This window comes from Halorubrum persicum, from assembly GCF_002727125.1.
In the GTDB taxonomy this organism is placed as follows: domain Archaea; phylum Halobacteriota; class Halobacteria; order Halobacteriales; family Haloferacaceae; genus Halorubrum; species Halorubrum persicum.
Genome location: NZ_NHOA01000084.1, coordinates 137,132 through 154,290 on the forward strand (window position 1 = coordinate 137,132; position 17,159 = coordinate 154,290).

The window sequence follows — 17,159 nt, forward strand, 5'->3', positions numbered from 1 at the left end:
AATAACGCTTTCGTCGGGGGCGAGCAGCGGCGCTGGGAGGCCGAGACGCGGTCGCGTCGCCACAGATTCAAGGTCGTCGCCCCCCAACGAGCGTTATGAAGATCCGGCAGAACATCCGTCACTGGGCCGCCAAGAAGGCGCTGACGACGCCGGTCGTCGGGGACGTGGCGAACGACAAGCTCGTCGATCTCCACACGAGCATCTTCCTCAACAAGGCCGACGAGGACCGCCGCGAGGAGCGGCGCGCTCACCTCGACAGCTTCTTCGACGCGACGATGGACACCTACGTCGCCGCCTTGGAGGCGGGCTTTCCGGAGGCGGAGGCCCGCGAGATCACCCACGTCCAGGCCAACTTCGACTTCTTCAACCACGGCTGGACGGAGATGATGGAGATCCCCGGCGACGAGCTGGAAGAGCACTACCGGCGCTACGAGTCCTTCTTCACCGACCACGGGATCACGATCGACGACCCGCTCGGCGAGTTCGTCCCCGAGGCGGGCGTCGTCGACGCCCCCGAAACGCCCGAGAAGCTGGAGACGCCGGAGTACGAGAACGCGCTCGCCGGCTTCGCCGACGACGTGTACGTCGAGACCGACGACGGGGAGACGGTCGTCGGCGGCGAGACCGAGGAGCCCGACGAGGTCGATCCGTCCGCCGCGCCCGGGCTCGACGAGGACGAAGCGAGCGCCTGACCGGCACCGACGGCCCCGCTGCCGACGCGACCGACCCCGCCCACGTTTATACGTTACCGGCGTGAGTGGCTGACATGAACCGCGGGCAATCGTTTCTCCTCCTCCTCATCGGATCGGTCACAGTCCTGACGATCTTCATCATCAGCCCCTTCATCGAGTACGTCATCGCCTCCGCGATCCTCGCGTACGTCCTCTACCCGTTCCACGCGCGCCTCTCGCGGCGGTTCCGAACGGTGCTCGCCGGTCGGGTTCGCGAGTCGATGTCACACCGGCTGGGGAACATGCTGTCCGCGCTGTTTCTGATTCTCTCGTCGATCGTCGCCGTCATCCTGCCGCTCGCGTACATCTCGTGGGTGTTCGTCCGCGATCTCACGGCGATCGCGCGGGGGAACACCGGCATCGACGTCGCGGCCATCGAGACGGAGCTCGCGGCGCTCACGGGCGAGCAGATCGAGGTCGGCGAGATGCTCGCGACGGCCGGACAGGTGCTCGCGAACACGCTGTTCGGCGGGGTGGGTGGGATCGTCACCACCGCGATCCGCGCGTCGGTCGGGCTCTCGCTGGCGGTGTTCCTGGTCTACTACACCCTCCTCGACGGGCCGGCGTTCATCGGGTGGCTCCGCCAGACGAGCCCGCTCCCGTCGAACGTCACGTCTGACCTCGTCGACCGCGTCGACGCGATGACCCGCGGGGTCGTGATCGGCCACATCGTCGTGGCGCTGCTGCAGGCGCTGGTCGCGGGGCTCGGGCTCTGGGCGGCCGGGATCCCGAACGTCGTCTTCTGGACCTTCGTGATGGCGGTGTTGGCGTTGGTGCCGCTGGTCGGAGCGTTCTTCGTCTGGGGGCCGGCGGCGGCGTACCTCGTCGCGATCGACGAGGTGGCCGCCGGGGCGTTGCTCGCGGTGTACGGGGTCCTCGTCATCGCGATGGTGGACAACTACGCGCGCCCGATCGTTATCGACCAGCAGGCCCACCTCAACCCGGCCGTGATACTCCTCGGCGTGTTCGGCGGGATCTACTCCGTCGGCTTCACCGGGCTGTTCGTCGGTCCCATCGTCATCGGGGTGCTCGCGGCCACGCTGGAGACGTTCCGGGAGGATTACGACGTGATTTAGCGGCGGGGCCGGTTTGTCCCCTCGCTCGCGACGCGCGTGTCGTCAATCATCGTACCCACAGCTGCAACCGTGCCCACCGCTGCCGCGGGGCGCTCAGAGCCGCGCCGCGATGAACTCCCGTTCCACCGGGTCGAGGTCGCGGTCGCCGTCGCGGAAGGCGCGCAGGCCCGCCCGGTACCGCTCATCGCCAACGTCGCTTCCCGGCGCCGGCTCGGCGGCCGGGCGCTCCAGCTCCAGCTCGGCGATCCCGGTCCGCTCGCCCGTGTACGCGAAGCCGGACTTTGAGAGCGCCGCGTAGGCGAACGGGTTGTTGACCGCGATCCGCACCCGGTCGTACCCGTCGGTCGCGAGCCGGGAGACGGTTCGGTCGATCAGTCGCGGCCCGAGCCCCTCGCCGCGGCGCGCGACGTGGACGGTGACGTACCGGAGCCGACAGCAGTCGGGGTCGGTCCGGTCCGGCGAGAAGGAGACCGCCGCGGCCACGTCCTCGTCGAACTCGTCCGCGTCGACGGTCGGCGGGAGGGGCTCCTCCGGCACCCAGTCCGGCACCGCCGGCGAGCCGTCGGCGGTCCGCAGCACCGCCTTTCCCGGGGCGCCGACGACGAACTTGCCGGCGTAGGCGAACGTCCGGTAGTCGAGCCGCAGCGTCACCCCCGCGTCCGGGCCGCCGAGGAACGCGTACTCCATGCCGACCGATACGGCTCGCTCGGATAAATGAACGCGGGGTCGGGACGACCGCCTTTTAGTTGGCTCCGCCGTCGATCACCGTCATGTACGGTCTCGGCGACGTTCGCTTCTTCGACCGGATCGCCCCGCTGTACGACCGCGTCATGCCGCCGGCCGACGGCGAGGCGCTGGCGGCGGGGCTCGCGCACGCGACGCGGCCGATCGACAGGCTGATCGACGTCGGCGGCGGCTCCGGGCGCGCCGCGGCCGCGCTGACCGGCCCCGAGATCACCGTCGTCGACGCCTCGCTCGCGATGCTGGCGCGCGCTCGCGAACACCGCGACCGCTCGGTCGTCGCCGGGGACGCGGGGCGGCTTCCGCTCCGCGACGGGTCGGTCGACGCCGCGACGGTCGTCGACGCGTTCCACCACCTGCCCGACCAGACGGCCGCGATCGACGAGGTCGCGCGCGTGCTCGCGCCCGGCGGCGCGCTCGTCATCCGGGAGTTCGACCCGACACACCCGCTGGGGCGGGTCCTCGCCGCGAGCGAGCGCGCGATCGGGATGGAGTCGCGGTTCCGGGCGCCGGACGAGCTCGCCGCGGCGCTCGTCGACGCCGGATTCGACCCGCGGATCGTCGACCGCGGGTTCGGCTACACGGTCGTCGGCGTCCGGGAGTGAGCCGGTCGGTCGGAACCGCCCGTCGCCGCGAAGCTCTCGGCCCTCGCAAGTGTGTCCGGTGACGGGGACGCCGGCCCGGTCCTCGTCGGAGCCGACGGTAACACGGGCCTTGACTAACAGGGTTATCGGGGTCACAGCGCAAGCGACGAGCGAATGGACGACAGATCCACGCGGACCTCCAGACGATCGGTGTTGGCTTCGGCAGGCGCGGCGCTCGCGGCGACGGCCGGCTGTCTCGGGTCGACTGACGGCGACGGCGACCGGCCCGCGGCGTACACGACGCCCGCCGCGGCCGAGTTCGACGGCGTCGTCGACAGTCAGTGGCTCGAGTCGAACCTCGACGACGTTCACCTGCTCGACGCCCGCGACGAGGAGGCGTTCAGCGAGAGTCGGATCCCCGGCGCGTACCACTTCCCGGACTCCGAGATGCTGGACAGCTACGCCGAGGAGACCCCCGACGGGTTCGAGGTCTCGCCGGAGGCGATCGCGTGGACGCTCTCCGAGGCGGGGATCGAGCGCGGCGACGACGTCGTGGTGTACGGCGCGGAGTCGAACCTCTGGGAGACGTACGCCATCTACACCCTCAACGCGCTCGGCCACGAGGGGCAGGTGAGTCTGCTCGACGGCGGGTTCACCGTCTGGGACGCCGCCGGCGGCGAGACCGTCTCGGACGCGCCCGAGGCGCAGGAAGCCACCTACGAACCCGACCTCGACACGAGCGTGGTGGCGACGCGGGAGTTCGTCGCTGGCAACGTCGACGAGGACGGCGCCGCGATTCCGATCCTCGACATGCGCTCGCCCGAGGAGTACTGGGGCGTCGACGAGCGGGGCGATCTCGACCGGTTCGGCCACGTCACCGGCGCGACCAACCTCAACTTCGTCCAGAGCATCGACGGCGAGGCGGGGCGGCTCCGCTCGCCAGAAGAGCTGGAGACGCTGTGGATCGACGACGCCGGTATCTCGCCCGACGAGACGGCGGTCGCCTACTGTCAGACCGCGATCCGCGCGTCGGTCGGCTGGTTCGTCCTCGATCAGCTCGGCTGGGAGGACGTGCGCAACTACGAGGGGAGCTGGGCCGACTGGGGGACGCTCTCCGAGGCCGACGGCTACTACTACACCACCGGCGAGGAGACGGGAACGGTCGTCGACACGTTCGCGTAAGGCGGCGTCCCGCGTGCGACGCGGCGTCCCGATCGGTCGCGTCTCAGTCGTGCGAGTGGCTGTGCGCGCCGTGGTCGTGGGCGGCGTCGTCGGCCCCTTCGTCGTGCGTGTGGTCCTGCCCCTCCGGGTCCGTCTCGCCGAGCACCTCCGCGCCCTCGCCGTCGATCATGTCCATGTTCTTCAGGTTGTCGCGCTCCTCGAAGTCCTCGACGGCCTCCATCACGTCCTCCTGCGTGATCGTCATCCGGTCTTCCGTGAGCGCACCGAGGACGGCCTCCCGGAGCACCATCCGGAGGTCAGACCCAGTGAGACCGCTGGTGCGGTCGGCGACCTCGTCGGGGTCGAAGTCGGCGATCTGCATCTCGCGGGTGACGACACGGAGGATGTCCGCGCGCATGTCGCGGTCGGGTTTGGGGAAGTTGACGATCTCGTCGAAGCGGCGCCACGCCGCCGCGTCGAGCTGGTCCGGGTGGTTCGTGGCGCCGATGAGGAGGACCTCGTCGCGCACGAGCGACACCTCGTCGATCGATTTGAGGAGGGTGTTGACCGCGCGCTTCAGGGCGGCGTGCTCGTCGGAGCGCCGGGTTTTCGCCACCGAGTCGAACTCGTCGATGAAGAGGATACACGGCGAGAGCCGCTTGGCGACCTCGAACGTCTTCTCGACGTTCTTCGCCGTCTCGCCGAGGTACTGACTCGTGATCATCGACATCTTCACCTCGACGAGGGGAATGCCGAGCTCGTGGGCGAGCGCCCGCGAGACGGTGGTCTTTCCGGTCCCCGGCGGACCGACGAACAGCAGTTTCCCGATCTCGCGGAGCCCGATGCTCGCGAGGTACTCGCGGTGTTCGATCGCCTTCACGATCTTCTGGATCTCGCCCTCCTGATCGCCGGTGAGCACGAGGTCGGCGAGCGTCGTCTCGATCTCCTCGGGGGCCTGCACGTTGACGAGGTCGAGCATCTCGCCGTCCTCGTCCTCGTCGAAGTACTCCTCGAGGAGGGCGTCGATCCAGACTCGGTCGGCCTGAATCGGGCGGACGTTGTCGCGCGCGGCCTCGTGGGTCACGGGGGCGTCGAGGTCCTCCGCGAGCTCGAGCGCGGCGACGATCGTCGGATTCTGGGCGATCCGATCGTCGTCGGCGTGGTCGCGGTACCACTCCAGCGCCATCGCGGGCTGGGTCAGCGAGATCTCTCCGGAGAACTCCGTCCGTTGGGTGAAGAGTAAGTCGGAGACGGCATCCCACGGGTGATCGACACCCGTCGCGGTGCGTGTTGTCTCGCTCGTCGCCTTGAGCGGCCGCTCGACGCCGCCCGGTGCGTCGTCAGCGGCGTCGTCGGACCAGAACACCTGCCGGAAGCGCGGCGGCAGGTCGTTCTCGTCGAGGTCGCGGTTCTCGGTGTAGAGGTGCGTCGTCAACACGAACTCGACGACGTCGAGCGCCGGGTCACTCATCCGCGCGACGTAGCCGCGGGAGGCGGTTAAGCGCGTCGGACCGCGGCCGCGAACGGGGCGAACGAAGGGGATACCACATCGGCGCGCGGACAGGTCAGCCGACCGACCCGCGACCAGTTCAGCGACTGGCCCACCGACCCCTGCGCCAACGGACCTCGAACGCCGTATCGAACGCTTATTAGCCCTGGTGATCGACCTACTTCGCATGAGCTCCGAGGACGCGGTCGACGCCGGCGATTCTGCCGGTCAGGTCGGCACCGACACGGACCACGAGAACGCGCTCCAAGACGTGATCGCCGTCGATCCCGAAGACGCCGAACAGGGGACGGTGAACCGCCTCGACGCGCACACGGGTGACGGGATCCGCCACCGGGCGTTCACCTGTCTCGTGTACGACACCGACGGCCGGATCCTGCTGGCCCAGCGCGCGCCGACCAAGCGGCTGTGGGACGGCCACTGGGACGGAACGGTCGCCTCCCACCCGGTCGAAGGGCAGTCGCAGGAGGATGCGACCGAACAGCGCCTCGAAGAGGAGCTGGGGATCTCTCCGGACCAGTACGGCGACCTCCGAGTGACGGACAAGTTCGAGTACAAGCGCTACTACCCCAACGAGGGCGTCGAGTGGGAGGTCTGCTCGGTGCTGAAAGTGACCCTCGACGACACCTCGCTCGACCCCGACGAGGAGGAGATCGGCGGCATGCTGTGGGCCGACTACGAACACCTCCACGAGAATCCGGCGCTGTACCGGCAGCTCCGGCTGTGCCCGTGGTTCGAGATCGCGATGCGGCGCGACTTCGCCTGAGCGTCGTCCGACCGACTCCCGTGCGGGCCGCCTCTTGTGCGAGCCGCCTCCGAATCGGGCGGTCAGTCCCCGCCACGGTCGCGACAAAGCGGCGACTTGAAGGCGCGCGGGCGATTCCGATCCGCATATGACCGTCGTCGCCGTGCTTGCGAAGCCGCCCCGCGAGGGGCTCGTCGCGACCGGAATCGCGGAGTCGACACCGCTGTCGACCGCCGAGGCCACCGACCTGTACGAGGCGCTGTTCCGCGACGCCGTCCTCGCGGTCGATCGCTCCGGCGGCGAACTCCTCGTGAACTACCCGGTCGACGAGGACCTCCCGGCCGAGCACCGTACCGACACGAGCCCCGAGGCCGAACTGCGCACCCTCGTCGCCGACACCCTCGGCGGCACCGAGGACGCCCGGTTCGAGCGGCAGGTCGGCTCGTCGTTCGGCGCGCGCGCGGGCAACACCGTCACCCACCTGCTGCGCGAGGAGAACGCCGACTCGGTCGCGATCGTCACCCCGCAGGCGCCGCTGCTCTCGCGGACCGTGATCGATTCGGCCGCGATGAAGCTCCGGACGAACGAGGTCGTGCTCGGTCCCTCCACCCGCGGGCGCACCTACTACGCCGGCTTCACCGCGCCGATCGACTTCGACGGCGCGTTCGAGGAGCCGAGCCTCCCGACGCTGGCGGCCCGCGGCGCCGACGCCGACCTCGACGTGGAGTTCCTGGAGTCGTCCCCCTCGATGACCGACGGCGACGACCTCCTCGACGCGGTTCCCCTCCTCCGCGCCCGCTTCGCCGCCGAGCGCGTCGTCCCCGACTACACCGCCGCGTTCGTTCACGAACACGGGCTGGACGTGGTCGTCGAAGGCGGAGACGCACGGATCGTCCGGGACTGACTCCCGCCCGCCTGCACTGACGCGCCGGAACAGAACCCGGATCGACGCGCCTCGAAACCCCCAGCAGCGCGCCTCGAAACCCCGAAAAGGCTCGGCCACCTACGTCCGGTAATGACCGACGAGAAGGAGAGCACGTTCCTCGTCACGCACGTCGAGAGCGACTCCGCGGTGCTCAAAGACGTTCACGACGGGCAGGTGCACACGCTGAGCTCGAACCCCGGGCTCGCGGTCGACGACGCCGTGGAGGCGACCGTCGCCCCCGATCCGCCGATGGAAGTCACGTATCAGGTCGTCGAGGTCGCCGAGCGGCGGTCCCTCTCGATCGAGGAGAGCGACGAGCCGCCGACCGTCCACGAGCGCGAACTCGCCGCCGAAACGGCGACCGGCGATCTCGCCCGCGAGGAGCGCGCGGGCGTCGGCGAGGTCCACGTGCTGACGCCCCCCGAAGCGGACACCACGGATGCCGTCGCGGACGTGATCGACGACCGGGAGGCGACGCTCTCGCGGGCGGCTCGGCTGGGCGTGAACCGCGTCGAGATCCGGTCGGAGCCGGGCGTGGTCAGCGTGCGATACATGCCGTAGCCCCCGCGGAGAATCGGATTACTCCTGCTCGGGGGCCGAACACGACGGCCCCGACGCGCTCTGGACGCGCCAGCCGCCGTCGACGTCACCGGGCCGCGTCTCGTAGTCGACCGCCGTCGCGTCGCCCACGAGCGCGGCGTCGACCGCGTCGCCGTCGGCCTCGATCCGCTCGACGCGGAACGGTACGTCGAGGCTGTCGCCGCAACAGCCGACGTCGACGAACTCCTCGCGGACGTCTCCGACGGCGACGCGGTCGAGGACTCTGGCGAAGTAGCTCCGGTATCGGTCCGCCTCGACCTGATCGCGTCCCCAGTCGCTGAGCCCCTCCGGGTACGAGAGGACGACGCGGGTGGCAGTCTGGTCCATGTTTCACAATACGGCGCCCAACGGCTAATCCGTTGCGGCGCGAGACCCCGTCTCGGAGGGCAGCGGGGCGAGCGCCGTCCGTTCTCCTCGCGGATGGGGGAGAGAACGGAGCACGTGGCGAGATACTGAACGACGAGAGGAAGCAGTGAGTAAGAAGGCTTATTCGCGCCCGCGCAGGAAGCGGGTTTATGGTAGCGATCGAGGTACCGGAGGTCAACTACACCGAGTACACGAACCGGCAACTCGTGGCGATCCCACTCGCGGTCCTCGTCCTCGCGCTCGCGATCATCGGCGGGTGGTATCTGGTCACGGGTGCGCCGGCGAATCTCGGGTTGGAGTTCACTGGCGGCGTGGAACTCCGGATCGCCGACGACGGTAGCAACGTGGAACAGCAGATCGAGACGGCGTTCGATCGTGAACCCGACTCGGTCAGGTCGATCCCCGCGGACAGCGTGTACGTGGTGACGTTCCGGGCGGCCGACGAAGATCCGGGCGGATTGGCCGAAGACCTGTCGACGCAGGCGGACGAGGCCGGGCTGACTACGACCGCGATCGATCAGGTGTCGCCCAGCTTCGCGTCCGACACGGCCCGGACCGCGATCTTCGGCGTCGCCCTCGCCTTCCTCGGGATGAGCGTGCTCGTGTTCGCGCTGTTCCGGACCTTCGTCCCGTCGCTCGCGGTCGTCGCGTCGGCGTTCTCCGACCTGGCGGTCCCCGTCGCGGTGATGAACCTCCTCGGGATCAAGATGACGCTCGGGACGATCGCGGCGCTTCTGATGATCATCGGGTACAGCGTCGACTCCGACATCCTGTTGAACAACTCGGTGCTGCGCCAGACCGGCGAGTTCTACGAGTCGGTGAGCCGCGCGATGCGGACCGGTGTCACGATGACGCTCACGTCGATGGCGGCGATGATCGTGATGGCGATCGTCGCGGCGCTGTTCGGCGTCGACCTCCTCCGGAACATCGGCATCATCCTCTCCGTCGGGCTCTGTGCCGACCTGATGAACACGTACCTGCTGAACGTCTCACTGCTTCGCTGGTACAAGTTCGAGGGGGTGAAACGCTGATGCTCGAACCCATCAAGAACAACTGGCGGATCCTGCTGTTGGTCGTCGTCGTGCTCGGCGCGACGGTGGCGCTGTTCGCGCCGCAGTTCGGTCCCCAGACCCCGCCCGGCGGGAACGTCTCCGAGGCCCAACAGGGCGTCACGAACCTCCAGTACGGGCTCGATCTGGCCGGCGGGACGCGGGTCCGCGCCCCCCTCGTCGGCTACACCGCCACCGAGGTCGACTTCGGCGGCGATCAGGCGCCGGATGTGGCGGAGGCGGTCGCGGCGGAGCTGAGCGACACGTCCACGGTGGAGGTCACCGCGGTCCCTGAAGAGAACGCCGTCGAGGTGACCGACACCTCGGTGACCGAGTCGGAGTTCCGGTCGGCGATGGACGCGTCGGGATACGCCTACGATGACGTCCGGTCCGGCGTGACCCAAGAGACCCGAGACGTCGCCGAGCGCATCATCCAGGACAAGATCGATCAGACCGGCCTCTCTGGCGGGACGGTCCAGCAGGTGCAGTCGCTCACCGGCGAGTACTTCATCCTCGTCGAGGTGCCCGGGGAGGACCGCAGCAGCGTGATCGATCTCCTCGAAGACCGGGGGACGGTCGCGATCGATATCGCGTATCCGGGCGGCAACGGGACCGAGATCCAGGAGAACGTGCTGACCCAAGACGACTTCGAGGATCTGGGGTCCGCCGCGCAGGCCGAGCGCGGAACCGGGGCGTACGTGCCGGTGACGGTTCAAAACACTGCGCCGGAGGGCGAGCAGTCGCCCGCCCACAGCTTCCAGCAGGCGGTCGCCGATCGCGGGTTCGCCTCGGCGTACAACGGTCCGGGGGACCAGTGCGACTACAGCGAGAATCCGGACGACGTGAGCAATCCGTGCCTCCTGCTCACCGTCGACGGCGAGGTCGTCAACTCCTTCGGGATGGACCCCGACCTCGCGGACAGCATGGCGAGCGGCACGTGGGCCACGGACGGCGGCTTCCGGCTCACGACCGGCGAGTTCAGCGAGGCCGAGCGGATCTCGATCAACCTGCGCGCCGGCGCGCTCCCGGCCGAACTCGACATCAGCGGGCAGGGGACCTCGCGGTCCATCTCGGCGACCCAGGGAGAGAACTACAAGACCTACTCGCTCGTGACCGGGATCCTCGCGGTGTTCGCGGTCGCCGGCATGGTGTTCCTGCGCTACCGCGAGCCCGCGGTTGCCCTGCCGATGATCGTCACGGCGCTCGCCGAGGTGTACGCGCTGCTCGGCTTCGCCGCGCTGTTAAGCTATCCGCTCGAACTGGCGGTGATCGCCGGCTTCATCGCGGTCGTCGGGACGGGCGTCGACGACCTCGTGATCATCGCCGACGAGGTGATGAGCGAGGGCGAAGTGAACTCCAAGAAGGTGTTTAACTCCCGGTTCCGCCGCGCCTTCTGGGTTATCGGCGCCGCCGCGGCGACGACGATCATCGCGATGTCGCCGCTGATGGTGCTGTCGCTCGGTGACCTCTCTGGGTTCGCGATCTTCACCATCCTCGGCGTCCTGATCGGTGTGCTGATCACCCGCCCCGCGTACGGCGACATCCTCCGTCGCCTACTGACGGTCCGGTGAGCGCCGTCTGCTGACGATCGAGAGAGTGAGGCGCGGGCGGGGCGCCGTGCCGCGTTCCGCGCCGCAAAAGTCTGGAAGTCGACAAACTATTAATTTAGACCACTCTAAATCCCCCGTGACGATCGACGACCGCCTCGGATCGACCGGCTCGCGCGCCCTCCAAGCGGGAACGCTAGCCACCGCGGGGGCGGGTGTGCGCGAACAGCTACCCGTGAGCGCCGGGGACGCGGGGGGCGAGTCCACATGACCGCCTACACGGAGATTCTGATCGTCGCGTTCGTCGCCCAGCTCGCGGTGCTCCCGGGCGAGAAGGTCCAGTTCATGATCGCCGCGCTGTCGACGCGGTACGACCCGAAGGTGGTCGTCGCCGCCGCTGGATCGGCGTTCGCCGGCTGGACCGCGGTGGAGATCGCCTTCGGCCAGGCCCTGCAGTCGGCGTTGCCGGGGATCGTGCTCGACACCGTCACCGCGACGCTGTTCTTCGTCTTCGCGTATCTGCTGTACCGGTCGATGCCGGACCGGGAGCCGAGCCGGATCGACGACACCGGCGACGCGGACGCCGCCGAGCCGGAGCCGAACGACGCGACGCTCGACGCGCTGGAGTCGGTGACGCTTCCGGGACCGCTCGACCGCTACGCCGGCTCGTTTGGAGGGTTCCTCCCGATCTTCGTGCTCATGGCGACCGGCGAGTTCGGTGACAAGACCCAGCTGGTGACGATCGGACTGGCCGTCCAGTACGGCGCGACCTCCGCCATCTGGCTCGGCGAGATGCTGGCTATCGTCCCGATCAGTCTCGCGAACGCGTACTTCTTCCACACCTTCGCACACCGGTTCAACATGCGGCGCGCCCACCTCGGATCCGCGGCGCTGTTCGCCTTCTTCGGCGCGGACACCGTGCTCTCCATCGTCGCCGGCTTCTCGGTCTGGGAGACGTTTATCGGGGCCGTGAGCGCGGCGGCGGCCGGGCTGATGTAGGCGACTGAGAGCCCGGACTAAAACTCGTCCAACCCGGACTGCTCGGCGGCCGCCAACACGTCGTCGCAGGTCGCCCACGACCGCCGCGCGCAGTCGGGGACGTCGCCGTGGTCGGCGACGTACGCGCGGAGGAACTCCCGCGTCGTCGGATCGCTCGGATAGCCGCTGCCGACCCCGTCGTACGCGGGGTAGTCGGCGTCGATCGCCGCCATTCGCTCGTCGCGGGCCACCTTCGCGACGACGCTCGCGGCGCCGACGACCGGATCCGTCTCGTCAGCTCCGTGGGCGGCGGACACGGCTACGTCGGGGGGGTCGGGGTCGCCGCCGTCGAAGTCCGAGTCGGCGATGAACGCCCCGAGCCGCCGGGCGAACCGGGCCTCGCTGGTGTCGCCCGCGTCGGCGACGACTCGGATCGGGTCGCCGAGGTCGGCCGGAAGCCCGCCGGCGAGCGCGTCTCGGACCGCCAGCGCCTGCCCGCGCACCGTGAGCGTGTTCATGTCCGTGTCCGGGCGGTCGATCTCAGCGGGCTCGACGAACGCGACGCCGACGGCGACGGCGTCGGCCGCCCGGATCGCGTCGTCCATCGACTCGCGACGCGACGGGGCGATCCGCTTCGAGTCGTCCGCGTCGACCGGGAGGTCCGCCGGGTCAGCGAGCACCGCCGCTGCGACCATCGGTCCGAGCACGGGGCCCTTACCGGCCTCGTCGACGCCGAGATACACGCGTCGCTGGTCGTCTCGAACGGGTAAATAGGTTCAGAAAGCGGTCGCCGGCGAGCGAGTCGAACGCCGTTCAGTCGAGAAGAACCGCGTTGACCTGACCGGTCTGGCCGGGACGGGAGGTGACGCGCGCGCGGCCCGCGGACGTCTCGATGATGGCGCCCTTGGTGATGATGTTCCGGCGGGCGTAGTTGACGTTCGAGGGGTTGTCGACGACGTTCTCGATCTCGGCCTCGCTGACCTCGCTGCCGTCGGCGACCTGCGCGACGTTGGTCGCGAGCGCGCGAACCTTCTTGTCGGTGCCGCGGGAGTCGATGTACTGGACCCGCGTCTCACCGAGGATCGTCTCGGCCGGTTCGCGACCGAGCTGGTGGCGCTTCTTGTTCGAGGCGTGCTTGAGTCGACCGCCCGTCCGCTTGCGCGTGGAGCGTCCCTGGTCTTTCATACAGGGACGAACACCCAGCGAATACTTGAAGCGTTCGACTCGTGTCGGCATCGACGACCCCAATACCGGCGGCGTGAGGGGGCGTCCCGCCCGCCACGCCGCCGTGGAGGCTCACGCGAACCGGCGCTCGAACTCCCGGATCCCCTCGTCGGTGCCGACGACGACGAGCTCGTCGTCGTCGCCGATCCGCGTGTCGGGACCGATCTCGGTGACGGTCTCGTCGTCGCGCTCGATCGCGAGGACGGTACAGCCGGTGGCCTCGCGGACGTTCGCCCGCGCGATCGTCTTCCCGGCCAGCCGCGGCACGCGGCTTCTGATGACCTCGATCTGCTGGTTGAGCGAGAGCACGTCGTGGTCCTCGATGACGGTCGAAGCCGACAGCCGCCCGGTGACGGTCGCCAGCGAGAGCACGTAGTCGGCGCCCGCCCGGTGCATCTTCCGGACGCTCGCGGGCTCCTCGACGCGGGCGAGCACCTGCATGTTCGGCGCCAGATCCCGGACCACGAGCGTCGTGAACTCGGTCGTCGTGTCGTCCGGCAGCGCGAGGACGACCGTTTGCGCCGTCTCGACCCCGGCGGCCCGCAGCGTCTCCGGCTCGGTGGCGTCGCCGACCACGTCGACGCCCTCGGCGTCCTCGCGGTCGACGACCGTGACGGGCAGGTCGGCGTCCGCGATCGTCTCGGAGACGGTTCGGCCGACCTGGCCGTAACCGATGACCACGGTCTCGCCCGCGCCGAACCGCCGCGTGGCGGAGTTCGTCAGCTCGACGAGTCGCTCCAACTGGTCCGAGGGGCCGGAGACGAGCAGGACCGTCCCGGCCGACAGCGTCGCGTCCGGCGGCGGGGCGGCGTCGAACTCCCCGTTGAACCACACGCCGATCACGTTGACGCCGGCGCGCTCGCGGATCCGGCTGTCGGCGAGCGTCGAACCGGCGAGCGGACTGCCGTGCGGCACCGACACCTCCGCGAGTCGGAGGGTGTCGCTGATCTCGATCGCCTCGCCGAGGTCCGTTTGGAACGCCGTCGTCACCTTCGCCGCGAGGCTCTCGCCGAGCAGCGACCGCGGCGAGAGCACCTCGTCCGCGCCCGCGAGCCGGTGGTACCGCTCGCGCTCCGGGTCCTCCACGACGCTGATGACGCGCACCGCCGGCGAGAGCTCCTTCGCGGCGAGCACGATACTCGCGTCCACCTGATCGGAGACGTCCGTCACCAGCGCCCGCGCCTCGGGCAGGTTCGCGGCCGCCAACCCCACCGTCGACTCCGGATCCGCGCCGATCACCCGTCGTCCGGCCTCGTGGAGCCGCACCGACCGGTCGGGGTCCGGCTCGACGATCACGTAGGGGATCGATCGGGAGTCGAACTCCTCGAGGAGCGCCGCAGACCGCGAGGAGTTCGAACAGACGACGACGTGGCCCGACAGGTCGTCGTCCAGCGACGAGGGAACGGTGGTCGAGAACGCCTCCTCTAACAGCGGCGTCACCACGACCGGCAGCGCGCCGATCAGGAGCACCATGCCCACGAGGTCCATCACCGCGATGAACGCGTTCAGCTGCTGGCTCTCCCAGGGCGAGTCCCCGCCGAAGCCGGTCGTCGTGAACATCTCGACCGAGAAGCGCAGCGCCTCGATCATCGTGCGCGGGTCCCCCTCGTACACCCGCATGCCGTAGCGGTAGACGACGGCGGTGAAGATCAGCACGAAGAGGACGAAGGTGAAGTATCCGCCGACGCGGCGCTTCCACGAGTCCATCGAACCACGGTACGCAACCCACCCACTAAAACGGGCCGCGTTTCGCGGCGCCGCGGACGGAAGTTCGATGCTTTAAGTCTCGGCGGTCGAAGGGAGAGGTATGGTGCGGGACCCGTCGCGCGAGAAGGATCCGCCGTCGGTAGCCGACGTGCTGGACGCGCTCGCTGACGACGACGCACGGCGGATCGTCGCTGCGCTCTCCGAGCCCAAGACGGCGAGTGACATCTCGGAGGAGTGCGACATCCCCCTGTCGACGACCTACCGGAAGCTGGAACTGCTCACCGAGGCGTCCCTGCTGGCGGAGTCGACGGACATCCGCCGCGACGGGCAACACACGACCCGCTACTCGGTCTCGTTCGAGACGGTGACCGTCTCCATCGACGAGGCGGACGACCGCGAGTTCGATGTCGAGTTCACGCGCCCGGAGCGCACGCGAGACGAACGACTGGCCGACCTGTGGTCAGAGCTACGCGAGGAAACATGAATACGTACATCAACCTGTTCATCATCGTCGCAAAGACCGCCATCCTGGTGCTCGGTGGCAGCATCACCTACTACGCGCTCCGGGCGTACGGCCGGACCGGCAATCCCTCGCTGCGCGCGCTCGCGATCGGATTCGGAATCGTCACCGTCGGCGCGCTGATCGGCGGCGTCTCCCACCAGATCATCGGATCGACGCTGGCTGTCGGGATCGCGATCAACAGCCTGCTGACGGCGGTCGGCTTCGGCGTCGTCGTCTACTCGCTGATCGTCGAGTGAGCCGGGCGGCGGCTCCGCACCCCGGTCGCTATCGACGTTCGACGAACCCCGCTTTCGGTACCCTTTTGCGGCGCTCGGTCGTCGGTTCGCGTCATGAGCGACGCACGCGAAGAACTCTCTCGCCGGATCGCGGGCGAGATCGCGCTCAGCGACGACCCCGGAGCGACCCTCCGGAAGTGGCGGACCGACTTCGACGTCTCGCAGACGGAGCTGGCCGACCAGCTCGACGTCTCCTCGTCGGTCGTCTCGGACTACGAGAGCGGGCGCCGCGAGAGTCCGGGGATCGGCGTCGTCCGGCGGACCGTCGAGGGGCTCTTGGACATCGACGAGCGGCGCGGCGGCGGACGGCTCCGTCAGTACGCGCGGGTGCTCTCCGCCGGGTTCGAGAGCGACATCGTCCACGATCTCCGGGAGTACTCGACGGCCGTCCCCTTGGCGGAGTTCTACGAGGCGATGGGGGCGACGGAGATCGTCCGCGGCGAGCAGGACCACGTCAACGGCCACACCGTCATCAACTCGATCGAGGCGATCACCCGCCTGTCGAGCGAGGAGTTCTACCGGCTGTACGGCCAGTCGACGAACCGCGCGCTCGTGTTCACCCGCGTCACGCGCGGCGAGTCGCCGCTGGTCGCGCTGCGGGTCGTGAGCCCGACGCCGAACGCCGTCGTGCTCCACGGGATCGAGGACGGCGACCTGTGGGACCACGCCGCCGATCTCGCCCGGGTCGACGGGTTCTCGCTGGCGACCTCGACCCGCGACTTAGACGACTGCCTGGCGGATCTGCAGGCGCTGTGAGGCGGTCGCACCGGGCGATCCCTTCCCGGTAGGCGTTCGCTCCCTCTCCGGTCGACGCTCGCCACCGGACCGCGACCCTGAAACCCCCGGCGTCCCTCTCCGCGGGTATGAGCGACGACTACGCCGAGCGGCTCCGCGCGAACCGCCGCGAGAAAGACGAGTTCTTCGGCGACCACCCCCAGTCGCCGATCCCGCCCGAGCACCGCGACGACTTCGAGGGACTCGACTACTTCGAGCCGAACCCCGACTACCGAGTCGAGGCGACGGTCACCGTCCACGACGACCCCGAGCCCGTCGAGATGGAGACCACCGCGAGCAACCCGGTGCGGTACCTCCGGATCGTCACCTTCGCGTTCGAAGTCAGAGGCGAGGAGCACACCCTCGCGGGGTACCGTCAGGAGGGCGACGAGGGCGCCATCTTCGTCCCCTTCCGCGACAAGACGACCGGCCAGCAGACGTACCACAACGGGCGGTACATGGAGCTGGAGCCTGAGGGCGACCTCGCCGACGGCGACACGGTGACGATCGACTTCAACCTCGCGTACAACCCCTTCTGCGCGTACAGCGAGACGTTCTCCTGCCCGCTCCCGCCGGAGGAGAACTGGCTGGAGATCGTCGTGCCCGCGGGCGAGAAGGCGCCCGACATCGAGTAGTCGAGGGCGGC

Annotated in this window: 20 protein-coding genes; 14 read left to right on the plus strand and 6 right to left on the minus strand. The window is 69.2% G+C overall.

Annotation, left to right across the window (positions count from 1 at the left end):
• The first annotated feature begins 95 nt into the window (after window positions 1–95).
• Together DJ69_RS10575 and DJ69_RS10580 are read left to right on the plus strand one after the other, a co-directional pair.
• A complete protein-coding gene (locus tag DJ69_RS10575; protein WP_099255568.1) occupies window positions 96–692 on the plus strand; it encodes a DUF6149 family protein in 597 nt (198 codons plus the stop codon).
• A gap of 74 nt (window positions 693–766) precedes the next feature.
• On the plus strand, window positions 767–1,807 hold the full coding sequence (locus DJ69_RS10580) for an AI-2E family transporter (protein ID WP_099255569.1): 1,041 nt from the start codon (window positions 767–769) through the stop codon (window positions 1,805–1,807).
• Between the two features lie 93 nt (window positions 1,808–1,900).
• Here the strand turns inward: DJ69_RS10580 and DJ69_RS10585 are convergent, their stop codons facing one another.
• On the minus strand, window positions 1,901–2,494 hold the full coding sequence (locus tag DJ69_RS10585) for a GNAT family N-acetyltransferase (protein ID WP_099255570.1): 594 nt from the start codon (window positions 2,492–2,494) through the stop codon (window positions 1,901–1,903).
• A gap of 83 nt (window positions 2,495–2,577) precedes the next feature.
• On the opposite strand from DJ69_RS10585, the gene DJ69_RS10590 reads away from it, so the two are divergent.
• Together DJ69_RS10590 and DJ69_RS10595 are read left to right on the plus strand one after the other, a co-directional pair.
• Window positions 2,578–3,153: a class I SAM-dependent methyltransferase gene (locus DJ69_RS10590; RefSeq protein WP_099255571.1), complete on the plus strand. Its 576-nt coding sequence runs from the start codon at window positions 2,578–2,580 to the stop codon at window positions 3,151–3,153.
• Between the two features lie 153 nt (window positions 3,154–3,306).
• Window positions 3,307–4,314 (plus strand): sulfurtransferase, encoded by a 1,008-nt coding sequence (locus DJ69_RS10595; RefSeq protein ID WP_180271788.1) that lies wholly within the window; start codon window positions 3,307–3,309, stop codon window positions 4,312–4,314.
• A gap of 43 nt (window positions 4,315–4,357) precedes the next feature.
• On the opposite strand, the gene DJ69_RS10600 is transcribed toward DJ69_RS10595, so the two are convergent.
• The gene (locus tag DJ69_RS10600) at window positions 4,358–5,764 is read right to left on the minus strand and encodes an ATP-binding protein (protein ID WP_099255572.1); all 1,407 of its coding nucleotides are present in this window, start codon (window positions 5,762–5,764) and stop codon (window positions 4,358–4,360) included.
• A gap of 205 nt (window positions 5,765–5,969) precedes the next feature.
• On the opposite strand from DJ69_RS10600, the gene DJ69_RS10605 reads away from it, so the two are divergent.
• From DJ69_RS10605 to DJ69_RS10615, 3 genes are all read left to right on the plus strand, one after another.
• Window positions 5,970–6,566, plus strand: a complete 597-nt coding sequence (locus DJ69_RS10605) for an NUDIX hydrolase (protein WP_099255573.1) — start codon at window positions 5,970–5,972, stop codon at window positions 6,564–6,566.
• 127 nt (window positions 6,567–6,693) lie between these two features.
• Window positions 6,694–7,449, plus strand: coding sequence for a DUF2064 domain-containing protein (locus tag DJ69_RS10610; protein ID WP_099255574.1), 756 nt, complete (start codon window positions 6,694–6,696; stop codon window positions 7,447–7,449).
• A gap of 111 nt (window positions 7,450–7,560) precedes the next feature.
• Window positions 7,561–8,031: a DUF5812 family protein gene (locus tag DJ69_RS10615; RefSeq protein WP_099255575.1), complete on the plus strand. Its 471-nt coding sequence runs from the start codon at window positions 7,561–7,563 to the stop codon at window positions 8,029–8,031.
• Between the two features lie 18 nt (window positions 8,032–8,049).
• Here DJ69_RS10615 and DJ69_RS10620 read toward each other — a convergent pair whose 3' ends face one another.
• On the minus strand, window positions 8,050–8,397 hold the full coding sequence (locus tag DJ69_RS10620) for a hypothetical protein (protein WP_099255576.1): 348 nt from the start codon (window positions 8,395–8,397) through the stop codon (window positions 8,050–8,052).
• 188 nt (window positions 8,398–8,585) lie between these two features.
• Between DJ69_RS10620 and secF the strand changes: the two genes are divergently transcribed.
• From secF to DJ69_RS10635, 3 genes are all read left to right on the plus strand, one after another.
• Complete coding sequence (gene secF, locus DJ69_RS10625; RefSeq protein ID WP_099255577.1) at window positions 8,586–9,467, plus strand: protein translocase subunit SecF; 882 nt, start codon at window positions 8,586–8,588, stop codon at window positions 9,465–9,467.
• The gene (locus DJ69_RS10630) at window positions 9,467–11,056 is read left to right on the plus strand and encodes a preprotein translocase subunit SecD (protein ID WP_099255578.1); all 1,590 of its coding nucleotides are present in this window, start codon (window positions 9,467–9,469) and stop codon (window positions 11,054–11,056) included. Before secF ends, DJ69_RS10630 begins: the two co-directional genes overlap by 1 nt.
• Window positions 11,057–11,299: 243 nt before the next feature.
• A complete protein-coding gene (locus DJ69_RS10635; RefSeq protein ID WP_099255579.1) occupies window positions 11,300–12,031 on the plus strand; it encodes a TMEM165/GDT1 family protein in 732 nt (243 codons plus the stop codon).
• Window positions 12,032–12,048: 17 nt separating this feature from the next.
• Here DJ69_RS10635 and rnhB read toward each other — a convergent pair whose 3' ends face one another.
• The 3 genes from rnhB to DJ69_RS10650 form a co-directional block, all read right to left on the minus strand.
• Entirely contained in the window at window positions 12,049–12,753 is a 705-nt protein-coding gene (rnhB, locus tag DJ69_RS10640; RefSeq protein WP_099255580.1) for a ribonuclease HII, read from the minus strand.
• Window positions 12,754–12,823: 70 nt separating this feature from the next.
• Window positions 12,824–13,195: a 30S ribosomal protein S8e gene (locus DJ69_RS10645; RefSeq protein WP_099255581.1), complete on the minus strand. Its 372-nt coding sequence runs from the start codon at window positions 13,193–13,195 to the stop codon at window positions 12,824–12,826.
• Between the two features lie 111 nt (window positions 13,196–13,306).
• Window positions 13,307–14,941, minus strand: a complete 1,635-nt coding sequence (locus tag DJ69_RS10650; protein WP_099255582.1) for a potassium channel family protein — start codon at window positions 14,939–14,941, stop codon at window positions 13,307–13,309.
• Between the two features lie 100 nt (window positions 14,942–15,041).
• Between DJ69_RS10650 and DJ69_RS10655 the strand changes: the two genes are divergently transcribed.
• The 4 genes from DJ69_RS10655 to DJ69_RS10670 all read left to right on the plus strand — a co-directional run bounded on the left by DJ69_RS10655 (window position 15,042) and on the right by DJ69_RS10670 (window position 17,148).
• On the plus strand, window positions 15,042–15,425 hold the full coding sequence (locus DJ69_RS10655; protein ID WP_099255583.1) for an ArsR/SmtB family transcription factor: 384 nt from the start codon (window positions 15,042–15,044) through the stop codon (window positions 15,423–15,425).
• Complete coding sequence (locus tag DJ69_RS10660) at window positions 15,422–15,700, plus strand: DUF7521 family protein (protein ID WP_099255584.1); 279 nt, start codon at window positions 15,422–15,424, stop codon at window positions 15,698–15,700. The genes DJ69_RS10655 and DJ69_RS10660 overlap by 4 nt, the downstream gene beginning before the upstream one ends.
• Window positions 15,701–15,793: 93 nt before the next feature.
• A complete protein-coding gene (locus tag DJ69_RS10665; protein WP_099255585.1) occupies window positions 15,794–16,495 on the plus strand; it encodes a helix-turn-helix domain-containing protein in 702 nt (233 codons plus the stop codon).
• A gap of 107 nt (window positions 16,496–16,602) precedes the next feature.
• Entirely contained in the window at window positions 16,603–17,148 is a 546-nt protein-coding gene (locus DJ69_RS10670) for a DUF1684 domain-containing protein (protein ID WP_099255586.1), read from the plus strand.
• The last annotated feature ends 11 nt before the right edge of the window (window positions 17,149–17,159 follow it).